The sequence below is a fragment of the Microbacterium sp. NPDC058345 genome (assembly GCF_042723855.1).
GTDB lineage: Bacteria > Actinomycetota > Actinomycetes > Actinomycetales > Microbacteriaceae > Microbacterium.
On record NZ_JBHXIG010000001.1, the window covers coordinates 520,549 to 537,107 of the forward strand.

The 16,559-nt window shown below is 71.3% G+C and carries 15 protein-coding genes; 5 read left to right on the forward strand and 10 right to left on the reverse strand.

What is annotated here, in order from left to right; translation table 11 throughout:
• Positions 1-8: 8 nt before the first annotated feature.
• From ACFWH5_RS02555 to ACFWH5_RS02590, 8 genes are all read right to left on the reverse strand, one after another.
• On the reverse strand, positions 9-644 hold the full coding sequence (locus tag ACFWH5_RS02555; RefSeq protein ID WP_378831401.1) for a response regulator: 636 nt from the start codon (positions 642-644) through the stop codon (positions 9-11).
• Complete coding sequence (locus ACFWH5_RS02560) at positions 641-1,900, reverse strand: sensor histidine kinase (protein WP_378831403.1); 1,260 nt, start codon at positions 1,898-1,900, stop codon at positions 641-643. Before ACFWH5_RS02560 ends, ACFWH5_RS02555 begins: the two co-directional genes overlap by 4 nt.
• 95 nt (positions 1,901-1,995) lie before the next feature.
• Positions 1,996-2,787, reverse strand: a complete 792-nt coding sequence (locus tag ACFWH5_RS02565) for a class I SAM-dependent methyltransferase (protein ID WP_378831405.1) — start codon at positions 2,785-2,787, stop codon at positions 1,996-1,998.
• Between the two features lie 29 nt (positions 2,788-2,816).
• Entirely contained in the window at positions 2,817-3,953 is a 1,137-nt protein-coding gene (locus ACFWH5_RS02570; protein ID WP_378831407.1) for an AMP-binding protein, read from the reverse strand.
• A gap of 23 nt (positions 3,954-3,976) precedes the next feature.
• A complete protein-coding gene (locus ACFWH5_RS02575; RefSeq protein WP_378831409.1) occupies positions 3,977-4,888 on the reverse strand; it encodes a 1,4-dihydroxy-2-naphthoyl-CoA synthase in 912 nt (303 codons plus the stop codon).
• A 10-nt stretch (positions 4,889-4,898) separates the two neighbouring features.
• On the reverse strand, positions 4,899-5,561 hold the full coding sequence (locus ACFWH5_RS02580; RefSeq protein WP_378831410.1) for a DNA alkylation repair protein: 663 nt from the start codon (positions 5,559-5,561) through the stop codon (positions 4,899-4,901).
• A 42-nt stretch (positions 5,562-5,603) separates the two neighbouring features.
• On the reverse strand, positions 5,604-6,557 hold the full coding sequence (locus ACFWH5_RS02585; protein ID WP_378831412.1) for a permease prefix domain 1-containing protein: 954 nt from the start codon (positions 6,555-6,557) through the stop codon (positions 5,604-5,606).
• Between the two features lies 1 nt (position 6,558).
• On the reverse strand, positions 6,559-6,909 hold the full coding sequence (locus ACFWH5_RS02590) for a PadR family transcriptional regulator (protein ID WP_378831414.1): 351 nt from the start codon (positions 6,907-6,909) through the stop codon (positions 6,559-6,561).
• 98 nt (positions 6,910-7,007) lie between these two features.
• Between ACFWH5_RS02590 and ACFWH5_RS02595 the strand changes: the two genes are divergently transcribed.
• A complete protein-coding gene (locus ACFWH5_RS02595) occupies positions 7,008-8,027 on the forward strand; it encodes a GNAT family N-acetyltransferase (RefSeq protein ID WP_378831417.1) in 1,020 nt (339 codons plus the stop codon).
• Positions 8,028-8,133: 106 nt separating this feature from the next.
• On the forward strand, positions 8,134-9,117 hold the full coding sequence (locus ACFWH5_RS02600) for an o-succinylbenzoate synthase (protein WP_378831419.1): 984 nt from the start codon (positions 8,134-8,136) through the stop codon (positions 9,115-9,117).
• A 25-nt stretch (positions 9,118-9,142) separates the two neighbouring features.
• On the opposite strand, the gene ACFWH5_RS02605 is transcribed toward ACFWH5_RS02600, so the two are convergent.
• A complete protein-coding gene (locus tag ACFWH5_RS02605) occupies positions 9,143-9,775 on the reverse strand; it encodes a TetR/AcrR family transcriptional regulator (RefSeq protein WP_378831421.1) in 633 nt (210 codons plus the stop codon).
• A gap of 115 nt (positions 9,776-9,890) precedes the next feature.
• Between ACFWH5_RS02605 and ACFWH5_RS02610 the strand changes: the two genes are divergently transcribed.
• The 3 genes from ACFWH5_RS02610 (at position 9,891) to ACFWH5_RS02620 (ending at position 15,475) form a co-directional block, all read left to right on the forward strand.
• Positions 9,891-12,722 carry an efflux RND transporter permease subunit gene (locus ACFWH5_RS02610; RefSeq protein ID WP_378831423.1) on the forward strand — a complete coding sequence of 944 codons (2,832 nt, stop codon included), beginning with the start codon at positions 9,891-9,893 and terminating at the stop codon, positions 12,720-12,722.
• A complete protein-coding gene (locus ACFWH5_RS02615) occupies positions 12,719-14,767 on the forward strand; it encodes a YhgE/Pip domain-containing protein (RefSeq protein ID WP_378831425.1) in 2,049 nt (682 codons plus the stop codon). Before ACFWH5_RS02610 ends, ACFWH5_RS02615 begins: the two co-directional genes overlap by 4 nt.
• A gap of 117 nt (positions 14,768-14,884) precedes the next feature.
• A complete protein-coding gene (locus ACFWH5_RS02620; protein WP_378831427.1) occupies positions 14,885-15,475 on the forward strand; it encodes a 2'-5' RNA ligase family protein in 591 nt (196 codons plus the stop codon).
• Between the two features lie 105 nt (positions 15,476-15,580).
• On the opposite strand, the gene ccsB is transcribed toward ACFWH5_RS02620, so the two are convergent.
• Positions 15,581-16,558 carry a c-type cytochrome biogenesis protein CcsB gene (gene ccsB / locus ACFWH5_RS02625; RefSeq protein ID WP_378831429.1) on the reverse strand — a complete coding sequence of 326 codons (978 nt, stop codon included), beginning with the start codon at positions 16,556-16,558 and terminating at the stop codon, positions 15,581-15,583.
• Position 16,559: the final 1 nt, after the last annotated feature.

Sequence of the window (16,559 nt, forward strand, 5' to 3'; positions counted from 1 at the left end):
TGACCCGCTCAGGCGAGGCCGTGCTCGAACGCGAACACCACCAGCTGCACGCGGTCGCGCAGGGCCAGTTTGGTGAGGATGCGGCTGATGTGCGTCTTCACCGTCGCCTCGCTGAGGTATTCGCGGGCGGCGATCTCGGAGTTCGACAGCCCGCGCGCGGCGAGAGCGAAGATCTCGCGCTCGCGGTCGGTGAGGTCGGCGTACTGCGGCGGCACCGGCTTCGTCTCGGAGGTGAAGTGCGCGAACAGCTCACGGGTGGCGGATGCCGCGATGACGCTCGATCCGGCGTGCACCGTGCGGATCGCGGCGAGCAGGAACTCCGGGTCGGCGTCCTTGAGCAGGAACCCGCTCGCGCCCTGCTGGATCGCCCTGGCGGCCGACTCGTCGAGGTCGAAGGTGGTGAGCATCACGATGCGGGGAGCATCCGGGCGCGTGAGGATTTCGGCGGTCGCCGTCAGCCCGTCCATCACCGGCATCCGGATGTCCATCAGCACGACATCGGGGCGGGTCTTCGCGATGACGTCGAGCGCCTCGCGACCGTCACCCGCCTCGCCGACGACGTCCATGTCGGGCTGCGAGGCGACGAGCATCCGCACCCCGGCGCGGAACAGCGCCTGGTCGTCGACGAGCACCACGCGGATCATCCTGCATCTCCCGTTCCTGAGCGAGCACCGGCGGAGCCGGGGTGAGACGGGGAGCCGATCGGCAGGGCGGCCCTGACGATGAACCAGCCGTCCTCTCGTCCCGTGCCGCGCGCCGCTTCGAGCGTACCGCCCACCAGCTGTGCGCGTTCGCGCATGCCGACCACGCCGTGTCCGCTGCCCGCCCCCGTCTGCTGCGGCGAGCGGATGCGGTTGCGCACGTCGATGTCCACGCGGTCGGGCCACCACGCCAGACGGACGTCCACGTCGCCGTCACCGTGCCGCAGCGCGTTCGTGAGCGCTTCCTGCAGGATGCGGTACACCGCCAGCTGGATCGCGCCCGGCGGCTCCCCCGGCGGCATCGGGTCGACGGTGACGCGCGGCTCGATTCCGGCCTGACGCACCTGCGCGAACAGGGTCTCCAGGTCGGCGAGGGTGGGCTGGGGCCCGTCGCCCTGCCGGTGCCGCAGCTGCGTGAGCAGCATCCGCACGTCGGACAGCGCGGCGCGCGCGGTCTGCGCGATCGTGCCGAGCGCCTCCTGGGCGAGTTCCGGTTTCGCCGCCGCGGCATAGCGGGCGCCGTCGGACTGGGCGATCACCACCGCGAGGGAATGCGCCACGATGTCATGCATGTCGCGGGCGATGCGCACCCGCTCCTGCTCCTCGGCCGCGACGGCCTCGGCACGCAGCTGCGCCTCGCGGGTCTCCCTGCCGCGTCGCACGACCCGCCACAGCAGGCCGGCACCCCAGGCGATGATCAGCGCGAAGCCGACGGTCGTGCCCATGAGCAGGGCGATCAGCACCATGCGCAACGCGTCGGGGGCCGGAGCGGCCGGGTCGCCGATCTGGCTGCCCACCTGCAGCGCCGAGATGTACAGGCCCGCGACGATGCCGCCGACGGCAGTCGAAGCCCCGCCGATCCACAGCAGTCGGCGCGAGCCCCACGCGCTCGTGGCGAACAGCACCGAGAACACGGCGATGTCGAAGGCCACCGGCGCGAACCCGCACGCCATCTGCGCGATCGCCGCAGCCCAGGCGATGATCAGGGCGAGGGCGGGTGAGAGCCGGCTGATGGCCGCGGCAGCCCACATCACCGTGCCGACGAGCACGAGCACGGCGTCGGCCAGCGGCTCGGGTTGCAGCCACGCGCTCACCGGCCCGGCCGCGAACGCGAACGACAGCGGCATCGTGATCAGCAGCCCGACGAGGCTGCCGACGATGTCGAGCGCGAGCCAGGGGCGGGAGACGGGGCGGATCACCCTCTCACGCTACGGGACGAGCCGGGCCGGTCGCGTCCGTCGAGAGATGTATGCGCGCGCTCGCCGAGCGGTCATGGGACGCGAGCCCTCGGGCCTCACACCCGGCAGACGATCTCGCCGTGCGGGATCAGGTACCAGCCGTCGCCGTCCGCCGCCCACGCGCGCCAGGCGTCGCTGATGCGGTGCAGCTGCTCGCGCGTCGCGAAGCCGTCGCGCACGAGCTGGCCGGCGAGCGCCGATTCGAGGATGCGGTCGGCCCACATCCCGCCCCACCAGGCGCGGTCCTCAGCGGTCGCATAGCACCACGTCGACGCCGTCGCCGTGATGTCGGTGAAGCCCGCCGCCCTCGCCCACGACAGCAGCCGCCGCCCGGCATCCGGCTCTCCGCCGTTCGCGCGCGCCGCGGCACGATACAGTCCCAGCCACTCGTCGAGCTCGGGCAGCAGCGGAAACCAGACGAATCCGGCGTAATCGGCGTCGCGCGCGGCGACGATGCCGCCGGGTCTCGCGACGCGGCGCATCTCGCGCAGCGCCTGCACCGGGTCGCCGACATGCTGCAGCACCTGATGCGCGTGCACCACGTCGAAGCTGTCATCCGCGAAGCTCAGCGCGTGCACGTCTTCCACCGAGAAGTCGACGTTCTCGGCCGCGCGTTCGGCGGCGAGTGCACGCGACAGGCTCAGCGCCGCGTCGTCGATCTCGGTCGCGGTGACCCGTGCGACGCGGGCGGCGAAGTCGACGGTGATCGTCCCGGGGCCGGCACCGACGTCGAGCAGATGCATGTCCGGGGTGAGGTGCCCGGCGAGATAGGCGGCCGAGTCGGAGACGCTGCGGGTGCTGTGCGAGCGGAGCACCGAATCGTGGTGCCCGTGGGTGTAGACGGCCATCGCGCCAGTATCTCAGCAGGGACGGCCGGTCAGGGTCCGGCGGGAGGCGGCACCTCGTGGATCATCCGGCGCAGCAGCTCTCGATCCGGTTTCCCGGACGCCAGCATCGGCAGCTCGGGGACGACCTCCAGCTGCACCGGACGCGCGTGACGGCCGATCCCGGCGGCGACGCGGGCGCGCGCATCCTCGAACATGTCCTCCCCGTCACCGGTACCGCTGGCGACAAAGATGATCGACGCCTCCCCCCAGCGCTCGTCCGGCATCCCGAGCACGACGGCCTGCTCGAGGCCGGGCACGGTGCGCACGATGCGCTCCACACGATCGAGCGAGATGTTGATGCCGCCCGACACGATGACGTTGTCGAGCCGGCCGTGCACCTCGACGACGCCGTCGAAGATGAACCCCCGGTCGCCGGTGCGATACCAGCGCGCGCCGCGCGCGTCGGTCTCGAAGACGCGCGCGGTCAGCGCCGGGTCGCCGAGGTAGCCGTCGGCGAGCATGGGTCCGCTGATCCGCAGCTCGTCGTCGACCTGCCCGATCCGCACGCCGTCCAGCGGGACACCGTCGTAGACGCAGCCGCCGCTCGTCTCGCTGGATCCGTAGGTGTGCACCAGCGGGATCCGCAGCTCGGCGGCACGCATCCGGATGCTGTCGGAGAGCGCCTGCCCACCCACGAGGATCGCACGGTGCGCCCGCAGCGCCGAGAGCACCTGCGGATCGTCCGCCGCATCGATCAGCGTCGCGAACTGCGCGGGCACGAGCGAGATGTACAGGTCGTCGACGCCGGCACGCCGCGTCGCCTCGACGAACGCGTCGGCACGGAACCGTCCCTCGAGCAGGATCGGCTCGGTGCCTGCCACGAGCGAGCGCACGAGTACCTGCAGACCCGCCACGTAGCCGGCCGGCAGCGCCAGCGTCCAGCGTCCCGCGCCGATTCGCGCAGCCGTCGCCTCGGCGCTCGCGCGCAGGGCCGCCGCACTCAGCACGACCCGCTTCGGCACCCCGCTGGATCCGGAGGTGGCGATGACCACAGCCGTCCCGTCCGGCACCACGTCGTCGGCCGTCGGGGCGAACCCGAGCGCGAGCGGTCGGGCACCGCCGAGTGCCCCCGGCAGGGCGTCGCGGACGGCGCGCGGGTCGTCGCCGTCGACCGGATGCAGGCGCATGACGCTCCTTCCCGCTGCGTCGATCAGAAGTGGTACGGGAACGGCGACCAGTCGGGAGCGCGCTTCTCGAGGAAGGAGTCGCGGCCCTCCACCGCTTCGTCCGTGCCGTACGCCAGGCGGGTCGCCTCACCGGCGAACACCTGCTGGCCGACCATGCCGTCGTCGACGGCGTTGAAGGCGAACTTCAGCATCCGGATCGCGGTCGGCGACTTCGTCAGCACCGTGCGCGCCATGCGCAGAGCCTCGCGCTCGAGCTCGGCGTGCGGCACGACCCGGTTGACCGCGCCCATCTCGTACGCCCGCTGCGCCGAGTACTCCTCGGCGAGGAAGAACACTTCGCGAGCGAACTTCTGACCGGTCTGGCGCGCCATGTACGCCGACCCGTATCCGGCGTCGAAGCTGCCCACGTCGGCATCCGTCTGCTTGAAGCGGCCGTGCTCGGCGCTGGCGATCGTGAGGTCGCAGACGACGTGCAGGGAGTGCCCGCCGCCGGCCGCCCATCCGGGGACGACGGCGATGACGACCTTGGGCATGAACCGGATGAGGCGCTGCACCTCGAGGATGTGCAGGCGGCCGGCGCGCGCCGGGTCCTGCACGGATGCCGCATCGTCGGAGTACTTGTAGCCGTCGCGGCCGCGGATGCGCTGATCGCCGCCGGAGCAGAACGCCCAGCCACCGTCCTTCGGGCTCGGGCCGTTGCCGGTGAGCAGCACGGCGCCGACCCGTGGGTCCTGACGTGCGACGTCGAGCGCCCGGTACAGCTCGTCGACCGTGTGCGGCCGGAACGCGTTGCGCACCTCGGGCCGGTCGAAGGCGATGCGCGCGACGCCGCCGTCGCGCGAGACGTGCGCGGTGATGTCGGTGTAGGACTCGGCGCCGGGCGCGAGCGTCCACTCCGCAGCGTCGAAGAGGTCGGAGACGAAGTCGTCGGTCACGCCACCCAGCCTATTCCGGCAGCTTCGCCCTCGCCTCACGCCGGACGGATGCGGCCAGCCGCTCGCCCATCCGCTCCAGAAAGTCGCGCACGTCGTCGGGTGCCACTGCTCCGGCGTGCTTGAGAGCGATGCCGACGGGCCTCGCGACGAGAGGGTCGCGGTCGGCTGCGAGCAACTCGGCCAGCCGCAGCAGGTCGGCGATGCCGTCGGCGTGCGGCGGGCGGGTGTACGCCAGCGGTGCGGTCATCGCGGTGCGCCGGCGCAGCGGATCGGATGCGGCGGCGAGTTCGAACAGCGGCTGCCGGGAGCGATTCCGCAGGAACGCGCCGACCACCCGCGGCGCCGAGCGGTCGACCATGTCCCAGGAGTCGATGCTGTCGTGTCGTCGCAGATACAACTCGTAGCGCTCCTCGCGCTCCGCATCCGTGACCCGCGGACGACGCACCTGGAAGTCGAGCACGCAGAACGCCGCCAGACGCGGCTCGTACGCGGGTTCGTCGAGCAGCCGCTCCACCTCGTCGAGCGGCATCCGGCTGTGCGTCTTGGCGATGTCGAAGAGCGTTCCCATCCGCACCCCGAGCACCTCCCCTGTCCCGCCGTAGTGCCGATTCGGATGTGCGGCGGGATCCGCCGCCGCACGCAGATCGGCGAGGACGGCGGCCGCGGTGCTCATCGCACCACCGTACCGCCGTCCCCGTTAGCGCGATCGGTCTGATCAGCGGGCGCGACGAGCCGCGCGGGCTTTGAGCCAGCCGGCGGTCGCATCCCAGACGGACACCCCGGCGATGACGATGCCGGTGAGCACGACGAGCACGGCCCTGGCGTCTGCATCGACCCCGTTGTCGATAGCGAAGTCGACGAACTCGGGGTTGAACAGCACGCCGCGTCCGAGTGCGGTGATGCCGAGGCTGAGCACGGACACCGCGATGGCGGTGTTGATCCAGGCGAACGCCGTCGTCCAGGTGCCGCGTGCGTACACCGCGATCGCGAGTGCCGCCTCGGCGGCCATCAGCAGGAACAGCACACCGATCCCCCATGGCCAGAGCCCGGGGTGGATGATCGACAGCGGCTCACTTTCGGTGGGCACGAACCCGCGGAAGCGGTCCCAGAGCAGGGCGCCCGCGAAGAACGCGACCATCACGAGCGAGCCGATCAGATCGGTGCGGCCGGTGCCGGGCTGCGGCTCCTCGGGCAGCTGGTCGACGCTCCATCGCACGCCGGTGTCGGCGCCGGTGCGCTCGAGCACGAAGAACACCAGCGTCGTCCAGAAGGCGATGTGCACGGCGACGGTCATGGCGACCGAGATGCTCTCGGCGATGATCTGCCCGATCCCGGCGCCGGCGACGGCCTGACCGATCGCGACCCCGCCGAACGCGACAGCGGGGACGATCGCCAGCAGCAGCTTGAGCAGTCGCCACCAGGTCAGGTAGTACCGGGGGCCGATGAGGTGCAGCGGACGATCCGCATAGCCGGCGGCGAGCACGCCGGGGTCGCCGAGGTCGGTGAGCACGGCCCGTTCGGCGGCGTCGAGCGCCTCGCCCTGGTCGGTGCGCGCCTCGACGGCATCCGCGATCGAGCCCTGCAGCTCGTCGCGCACCTCGGCCTGCAGCTGCGGCGGCAGGCTCTTCACCGTCGCGGCGATGTAACGGTCGGTCAGCGTGGCGGTCATCTCACTGCTCCTGTTCACGGAGAGCGGCGGTCGCGGCGGCGATCGCTGCGACCTCCTGGGTCAAGGTCGTCGCGAGGCGGATGCCCGCCTCGGAGGTGCGGTAGAACTTGCGCGGGCGCGCTTCGTCGGTGTTCCACTCGCTGTCGAGGTATCCCTGCTTCTCGAGCCGGCGCAGCAGGGGGTACAGCGTGTTGGCGTCGGTTGGAAAACCTGCCGCGGCCAGCTGCTCGAGCAGGCCGTACCCGTAGCCGGGGGTGCGCAGCAGCTGCAGGCTGGCGAGCACGATGGTGCCGCGCCTGAGCTCCTGCAGGTGTCCGTCGAACTCGGTGCTGTCCCACTCGGTGCCGTCCATGTTCATCAGCATAATGTGTGTCGCACACCATTGTCAATGACACATTGTCGGGTCGCGCAAGGAGGTGGAGAAACCCGATCAGAGGGCAGGATGAGAGCATGCCGATCGAGATCCTCCGCGTCGACCCCTCCGATGACCGGGCGGTCGATGCCTGGTGGGACGCCTACGCCGCGGCGAAGCGCGCCGATATGGGCGAGAACGCCCTCATCTGGTCACGCGGGGAGGCGCGCGCCGAGCTGCAGCAGGCTTCGGCGGTCACCGAGCGGCGCGCCTACGTGGCCTCCCACGACGGCGCGGTGCTCGGCTCGGGCTCACTGGCCCTTCCCCTGAAGGACAACCGGCACTCCGGCATGGTCGGCGTCACGGTACCCGTCGAACACCGCCGCCGCGGGGTCGGATCAGCGCTTCTCGCGCACATCGAGGCCGAAGCCCTCGCCGCCGGGCGCCGCACCCTGCGCGCCGAGACGGCGTGGCCGGCGTCGGCGCCGGCCGACGGAGCGGGCGAGCCGGGCCGCGAGTTCGCCCGCCGCCACGGGTACGAACTCGCGGTCGGCGACCTGCAGAACCGGCTGACGCTGCCCGTGGACCAGTTGCTCATCGACACGATGCTCGCCGAGGCGCCGGCGGACGGGTACCGGATCCGCAGTTGGGTCGGGGCGGTTCCGCAGCAGTTCGTCGCCGAGTGGGCGGCGCTGGATGCACTGCTCGACACCGAGGCACCCACCGGCGACCTCGACATCGAGGCGTCCTCGGCGGACGTCGCCGACTACCGGGCGGACGAGGCGCTCCAAGCGCGACAGGGCCGCACGTCGTACGGCACGGTCGCGCTGGCACCCGACGGACGCATCGCCGCCTACACGCAGATCGTGGTGTCCGGCGACGACGGGAACGCCTACCAGTGGGGAACGCTCGTGCGCCGTGAGGACCGCGGCCACCGGCTCGGCCTGCGCGTGAAGCTCGAGAACCTGCGGATGCTGCAGCGGCACTCCCCCGAGACGCCCCGGATCTACACCTACAACGCCGAGTCCAACACGCACATGCTCGCCGTCAACGTCCGCCTGGGATTCGAGACGACGGGCCGGCTCGGCGAGCTGCAGAAGCGCACACCGTCACGGTGAAGGACGATCGCACTTCTGAAGGATGATCCTGCCGGAGTCATCCTTCAGAACGGCATCCGTCCTGCATTCTTCCGCGGCAGCGACGACACCGGGGCATGATGGACGCATGACCCCCGTTCTCGCCGATCTGCTCGCGACGGCCCGTGTGGTCGCACTGCCGCTGCGCACCCGCTTCCGCGGTGTGGACGTGCGCGAAGCGCTGCTGTTCGAAGGTCCGCACGGGTGGGCGGAGTTCTCGCCCTTCACCGAGTACGACGACGACGAGGCCGCGACCTGGCTGGTCGCCGCGATCGACTTCGCCTGGAGCGCGCAGCCCGCGCCGCTGCGGGATCGCATCCCGGTGAACGCCACCGTTCCGGCGATCGCCGACCGAGACGTTCCCGCGCTGCTCGCGCGGTATGACGGATGCCGCACCGCCAAGGTCAAGGTCGCCGAGCGCGGCCAGGTGCTGGCCGACGACGTGGCCCGCGTGCGCGCGGTGCGCGAGGCGATGGGGCCGGAGGGCCGCATCCGCATCGACGCCAACGGCGGCTGGAACGTCGACGAGGCCGAGCACGCCGTGCATGCGCTCGCCGAATTCGATCTCGAGTACGTCGAGCAGCCCTGCACGAGCGTGCCGGAGCTCGCCGAGCTGCGCAGGCGCGTGAAGCACATGGGCATTCCGGTGGCCGCCGACGAGAGCGTGCGCAAGGCCGCCGATCCGCTGGCGGTGGCCCGTGCCGGGGCGGCGGACCTGCTGGTCATCAAGGCACAGCCGCTGGGCGGCATCCGTCACGCACTGACGATCGTCGCCGACGCCGGACTCCCCGCGGTCGTCTCGAGTGCGCTCGACACCGCGGTCGGGCTCGCGCAGGGCGCCGCGCTCGCCGCATCCCTGCCCGCGCTCGACTACGACTGCGGCCTCGGTACCGCGTCGCTCTTCGCCGATGACGTGGCCGATGCCCGCCCGGTGGGCGGCTCGGTCTCGACGGCACGAGTGACGCCGGATGCCGCGGCGCTCGACCGGCTCGCCGCGCCTGCCGAGCGTCGCGACTGGTGGCTGGCGCGGCTGGAGCGCTGCCACGCGCTGCTGGCGGCATCCGTGAGCTGAGACGTCTTTCGCCGTCTCGCGCCGATCAGCGCCCTGCGGGCGCGATGATGAGTTCGACCAGCTGCCCCAGAGCCTCGGCGCCGGCACGGTGCAGCCGCTCGCCGTCATAACCCGAGACCGCGGCCCGCGCCATGCAGCCCTCCCACTGCACCATGAGCATCTGGGCGGCCTGCGGTACCCCGATGCGCAGGGTGAACAGCCCGGAATCGACGATGCCCTGGATGATCTCCTCGATGCTGGCGATCATCGCCTCGTCCTGTGCCCGGTACGCGGCGCCGAAGCTCTCATCCCGCAGCGCATGGATGCGGATCTCGCTCATCATCAGCACCCCGACGCGATCGTCGATGCCCGAGTCCATGATCCGCTGCACGAGTTCGATCGGGTCGGCGTCGCCGGCCAGCACACCCGAGGCGACGAAGTCGTCGATGCGGCTGCGCACCGTCGCCAGCCGCTGCTCGGCGACGGCCGACGCGAGCTGCAGGAACAGCTCATCCTTGCTCTCGAAGTTGGAGTAGAACGCACCCCGGGTGAACCCTGCTCGCTCGCAGATCGCCTCGACGCTGGCCCCCTCGAGCCCGATCTCGGCGAACAGCTGAGCGGCGGCGTCGAGAAGGCGAGCGCGGGTGTTCTCGCGTCGCTTCGTCGTGGGGATCGTCATGGGCTCACCTTCACACGCGGCGCACAGTTTCGTGTCGCCGACTCACCGTAGGATACACAGGTGTATCGGATACATATCTGTATCCATTCTCCCGTCTGTCGTCTCGGAGGATCCTGTGTCCACTTTCCTGTCGTCACTCGGACGCTGGTCGTTCCGGCACCCCTGGCGCGTGCTCGTCAGCTGGCTGATCGTGCTCGGCATCGCCGGGACGGGCGCCCTGGTTCTGGGCTCCGGAACGGACAACACGTTCTCGATCCCCGGCACCGAGTCGCAGGCGGGACTCGAACAGCTCGAGCGCACCTTCCCGCAGGTGAGCGGCACGAACGCGCAGTTCATCGTCGTCGCGGCCGAGGGCGACGACATCACCGACGCCGCCTACCGCGACGAGATCGAGGATGCCGTCGACGAGCTGGCGCGCACCGATGGCGTGCTCGCCGCGACCTCGCCGTACGACGAGAACATCGACGGCATGATCAACGACGAGCACACGGCGGCGATCGCACGGCTGCAGTTCGAGGGACAGTCCACCGATGTCTCGGATGAGGCGAAGGACGAGCTGCAGAGCGTCGTCGACGCGCTGACCGGCGCGCTGCCCTCCGGTTCGCAGGTCGCTCTGGGCGGCGACCTGTTCGCGACGTCGATCCCGACCGTCACCCTCACCGAGGCTGTCGGCCTGGTCGTCGCGCTGCTCGTGCTGATCGTCACCTTCCGCTCCTTCGTCGTCGCGGGCCTTCCCCTGCTCACGGCCGTCCTCGGCGTCGGCATCTCGATGGCCGGCATCTTCGCCGCCACCGCCTTCGCCACGGTGTCGTCGACGACGCCGCTGCTCGCGCTCATGCTCGGTCTCGCGGTCGGCATCGACTACGCCCTGTTCATCGTCGCCCGGCACCAGGATCAGGTGCGCGCGGGCGTCGATCCCGAGGAGTCGGCCGCGCGCTCGGTGGGAACCGCCGGCTCGGCCGTGGTGTTCGCGGGTGTCACGGTGCTGATCGCACTGATCGGGCTCGGTTTCGCCGGCATCCCGTTCCTCACCACCATGGGCATCGCCGCCTCCGTGGCCGTCGCGATCGCCGTGGCGATCGCCGTGACGCTCACCCCGGCGTTCCTCGGCTTCATGAAGGGACGCGTGGCGGGCAAGCCGCGCAAGCAGAGCACGAAGGCGGATGCGGCACCCCGGCGCGGCTTCGCGGTGCGGTGGGTCACCGGCGTCACCCGGCGCCCCGTGCTCGTCACCGTCGCGATCGTGCTGGGCCTCGGCATCGTCGCCGTGCCCGCGCTCAGCCTCAACCTGGCTCTGCCCAACGCGGGTGTGCTGCCCGAGGACTCCGAGGCGCGGCACAGCTACGACCTCACCGCTGAGGAGTTCGGGCCCGGCTTCAACGGTCCCCTCATCCTCACCGGCACCATCGTCACCTCCACCGATCCGCTGAACCTCATGCAGGACCTCGGCGACGAGGTCGAGCAGCTGCCCGGCGTGCGCGAGGTCGCCCTCGCCGTCCCCAATGAGACCGCCGACACGGGGATCGTGCAGATCATCCCCGAGACCGCCCCCGACGACCCGGCCACCTCCGATCTCGTGCGCGAGCTGCGCGAGCATCACGACGAGTGGCTCGACGAGTACGGCATCGATCTGAAGGTCACCGGCTTCACCGCCGTCGCGATCGACATCTCCGACCAGCTCGGAGCCGCGCTGCTGCCCTTCGGCGTGTTCGTCATCGGCCTGTCGCTGATTCTGCTCGCCGTCGTGTTCCGTTCGATCTGGGTGCCGATCACCGCCGCCGCCGGATATCTGCTGTCGATCGTGGCCGCCTTCGGCGTCGTGGCGGCGGTGTTCGAGTGGGGCTGGTTCGCCGATGCGCTGCACGTCGCGCGCACCGGCCCGATCATCAGCTTCATGCCGATCGTGCTGATGGGCGTGCTGTTCGGACTCGCCATGGACTACCAGGTCTTCCTGGTGTCGCGCATGCGCGAGGACTTCGTGCACGACCCGGAGCGGCGCGACCCGGCGACGCGCCGTGAGGCCGCGATCCGTGCCGTGCGCACCGGCTTCTCCGGCACCGCGCGAGTCGTCACCGCCGCGGCGCTCATCATGTTCGCCGTGTTCGTGGCGTTCGTGCCCGAGGGCGACTCGTCGCTCAAGCCGATCGCGCTCGGTCTCGCGGCCGGCATCGCGATCGATGCGTTCCTGGTGCGGATGACGCTGATCCCGGCGGTGATGGCCATCCTCGGCGACCGCGCCTGGCGCATCCCGCGCTGGCTCGAGCGCATCCTGCCCCACGTCGACATCGAGGGCGAGGCCGTCGAGCGGGAACGCGCCCTGGCCGCGTGGCCGGGTGATGACAGCGTGGTCGCGGCCGACGATCTGACCCTGGAGGCCGCCGGCATCACCGGCGCGCACCTGCGACTGGCGCCCGGCGGCACCGTCATCGTCACCGGCGCCCCGTCGCATGCTCTCCGCGCACTCGCGCTCGTTGTCGGAGGCCGAGTGCAGCCGGATGCCGGGAGGCTCCGCGTCGCAGGCCACCTGCTCCCAGGACGAGCGGCCTGGGTGCGCGCGCACGTCGGCGTCGTCCTGCTCGCCGAGCCGGACATCGCGGCACAGCTGGCCGAGGCGCTGCGCGGGCGCCCCAGCCTGATCGTGCTCGACGGCGTCGACCGGCTCACCGCCGCCGAGCGCGACCAGCTCACGGCCCGGCTGCGCGATGCCGCACCACAGGTCGCGGTGCTCGCCACCGCCGTGGATGCCGCATCCGCCCGCACCCTGCTGGCCGACACCGGCCGGCCGGCGGCATCCGTCGTCGACCTCCGCGAGCCCCCGGCCTCCGCCGACACCCCCACCTACCGCCCAGACCCCCACGTGTCGACGTCCGCAGCGCGGGGTATCGACGACAACGCGGGGTCTCGGCACACCGACCTTCCCTCCGACACGACCGAGGTGAACGCATGACCCTTCACATCGAACGCGCGCGCTCCCGCCGGCCCGTCACGTGGCTGACGATCCTCGGCGTCCTGTTGCTGCCGGCGGTGATCGGCGGCATCCTCGTCGCGGCGCTGCAGAACCCCACCGAGCGACTGGACGCGATGACGGCGGCGGTCGTCAACCTCGACAAGCCCGTGACCATCGACGACCAGTACACGCCGCTCGGTCGTCAGCTCGCCGCGGGCCTGGTCGAGGGCTCCGACGAGTTCGACTCCAACCTCACCTGGGTCATCTCGAACGAGGACGACGCCGCCGAGGGGCTGGCCGACGGCACGTACCAGGCCGTCGTCACCATCCCGACGTCGTTCTCGGCCGACGCGACCTCATCGGGCACCGCGCTGCAGGACGGCGATGCCACCGCCCAGCAGGCCGAGATCACCGTCACCACGCCGCCCGACGGGCGCGTAGCGGACGATCTCATCACCCAGCAGATCGCCTCGGTGGCGGCATCGACCATGGGCACCATGCTCAGCGAGGCGACCGTGGGCAACGTGCTCGTCGGCTTCGCCACGATCGGCGATCAGATCGGCGACGCCGCCGACGGGGCGTCCCAGCTGGCCGACGGCGCGCAGGATGCCGCCGACGGGGCCGCTGCCATCCCCGACGGCGCCACCAAGCTCGCGGACGGTGCGGGAGAGCTTTCCCGCGGCGCCGGGCAGCTCGCCGGAGGCCTCGACACCATTGCAGCAGGAACGGGGGACGCCGGTACTGGCGCCACTCGACTCGGTCAGGGACTCACCTCGGGGGCCGCTGCTCTCGAACGCGAGGGAATCGTTCCCGCGCCGCTGCTCGAGGCGGCGGGCGGCGCCGAGCAGGCGACCGCCGGGGTGCAGCAGGCCGCTGACGGAGCCAAGCTGGCCACCGCCGGCGTGCAGCAGGGCGTCGGCGGATTGGCGCAGCAGCTTTCCGCACTGAACGCGCAGTGCGACCCGGCGGTCACGCCCGATCTCTGCACCCAGCTCGGCCAGGCGGCGGCGACGGCGAACGGTCTCGTCGAACCGTCGGCGCAGGCCGCGCAGGCGGCAGCCTCCGCAGCGCAGTACGCGGCGCCGGCCGCTCAGGCTGCTGCCGGCACCGCGGACGGCCTCCGTCAGCTGAGCACTGCAGCGCCGAAGGCGATCGCCAGCCAGCTGCGCACCGCCGGCTCGGCGGCGTCGCAGCTCGGCGACGGACTCGGCCAGCTCGCGGACGGCGTCACGCAGTCGGCCACGGGAGCCCGAGGCCTCGCGACCGGAGCCACCCAGCTCGACGACGGCGTCACCGCTCTCGGCGACGGTGCCGGTGAGCTCGCCGATGGGCTCGACACGCTCGCCGACGGAACGGGCGACCTCGCCGACGGGCTCGAGACCGCTGCCACCTCACTGCCCTCGTTCGACGACGAGCAGTCCACCTCGCTGGCGTCGGTCATCGCCGACCCGGTCAAGGCCGAGGGCGCGAGCTCGAACATGTTCGGGCCGACGGCGATTCCGCTGCTCACGGCGGTCGTGCTGTGGCTCGGGGCGCTGGCCTCGTTCATCGCCCTGCGGGCGGTGCCCGGCAGCACCCTCACCTCGCGCCGTTCGTCGATCGGCATGGTGCTGCGCGGCTTCTGGCCGGCTGCCGCCCTGGGTGCGGGCCAGGGCGTCCTGGTCTCGCTCATCGTGCAGATCGTCGCCGGCTACGACGCCGAGACCTGGTGGGGCTTCGCCGGTCTGGCGGTGCTCGCGGGCGTCGCTTTCGCCGCGGTCAATCAGGCCTTGGTGGCGGTGCTCGGCGGCGGCATCGGCCGGTGGATCAGTGCCCTGGTCGGTGTCGTCGCCATCGCGACCGGCCTCATCTCGACGATTCCCGGCTGGCTCGCCGGCCTCGGCGCCGCGATGCCCACCGCTCCCGCGCTCAGCGGCCTGATCGCGCCGAGCGGCGCGGCGGTCGCCGGGCTGATCGTGTGGGGCGTGCTGTCACTCGGCGCGGCGACGCTCGCCGTCGCCACCCGCCGCACGACCAGCGCGAAGGCGGTGCTCGCCGCCGCGTAGCATCCGCCCGCGAAGGAAGCCGGATGCCGGTCATGCTGGCCTCGTGACCGGCATCCGGCTTCTTCCATGCCGTGTCATACGGAATGGCGCGGGGTGCGAACCGGGTAGCGTCGTCGCATGCCGCGCGACTTCATGACCGACCCCGGACAGCTGCGAGACCTCGAAGGGCAGCAGTACCTGGTGCTGCGCCCGACGGGTGCGGTGATGCGCGAGTTCGACCTGGTGCAGGATGCCGCGCGGCAGTGCCTCGGCGACCGTGTGCGCTACCCGGGCGCGGCCCACGTCACGCTGCGAGGCCTCTACGAGCCGCAGCGGGTCGATGAGGTGCGGGCCGTGGTACACGAGTGGGCCGCGGCGCAGCATCCGATCGACATCGTGTTCGAGGCGGTCGACTCCTTCCCCGCCCCGTGGCAGATCGTCATCGCCCGGCTGGGGCGCACGCCATCACTGCTGCACGCCTACGCCTCGCTGACCGAGGCGTTGGACCGCACCGACCTGCGCCGCATCGGCGAGCTGCCGCTCGACGACTGGATCTTCCACCTCTCGACCGTGTACGCCAAGACGCTCGCACCCGACGCGTGGGAAGACCTCGCCCGTGCGACGCGCCGCGATGACGGCGCTCCGCCGGCCGAGACGATCGCCGAGGCCGAGTTCGTCACGTACGTCGACGGCGTCGAGCACCGCGAGGTCATCGCCTTCGGACGCTGAGAAGTCGAAAGCTGCTGCTTCTCAGGCCGGATGACGCGCTTTTCTGACCTCTCGGCGTGCGCGTGGAGCGCAGCCGCGCTCAGCTAGGCCGGCGCGCAGCCGCGCTCAGCTGAGCCCGGAATACGCGTGCAGGCCCTTGAAGAAGACGTTCACGATGGCGAAGTTGAAGATCACGGCGGTGAAGCCGGTGATCGACAGCCACGCCGAGGGCGTGCCGCGCCAGCCGCGGGTCGCGCGAGCGTGGATGTAGCCGGCGTAGAGCACCCAGATGATGAACGTCCAGGTCTCCTTCACGTCGAAGCCCCAGTAGCGGCCCCAGGCGTCCTGCGCCCAGATCGCGCCGGCGATGAGCGTGAAGGTCCAGAAGATGAAGCCGACCACGGCGAACCGGTAGGCGAGGTTCTCGAGGCGGGTCGCGTCAGGCAGCGTGGCGAGGAACCGCGGGCCGGGCTTCGCGGCATCCTCGGCGATGCGACGCTCCCGGCGCGTCTGCAGCAGCTGCATCACCGACAGCGCGAAGGCCAGGGCGAGCAGTGCTGTCGACAGCGACGCGACGAACACGTGGATGATCAGCCACACCGACTTCAGCGGGTCGACCAGCGGCGTGACGATCACGTAGAAGTTCGCGGCGGCGGCGCCGAGCAGCACCACGACGAGTCCGGTGATGAACGTGCCCAGGTAGCGCAGATCGATCCGCGTCAGCACCACCAGGTACACCAGCACGATCAGCAGCGTGCCGATCATGGCGAACTCGTACAGGTTCGCCCACGGCACGCGCCCGGCGGCGATGCCGCGCGTCAGGGTGGCGCCGAGATGGAACAGCCAGCCCAGCACGGTCAGCGCGGTGCCGACGCGGGCAAGCACGAAGCGCGGTTTCGCCGGCGTCCGCGGCGTCGAGGCGGATGATGCGTCGGCATCCCCTCCTCCGGCGGAGCCGGCCGCCACGAGAACACGGGCGTCGGCGGTCACCTCCATCGCCGACGAGCGGCGGGCCAGGTCGAAGGCGTAGACGACGAACGCCCCCGCGTAGATCGCGATCGCGGTCCACAGCAGCAGGATGGACAGGTCGTCGAGCGAGGTCATG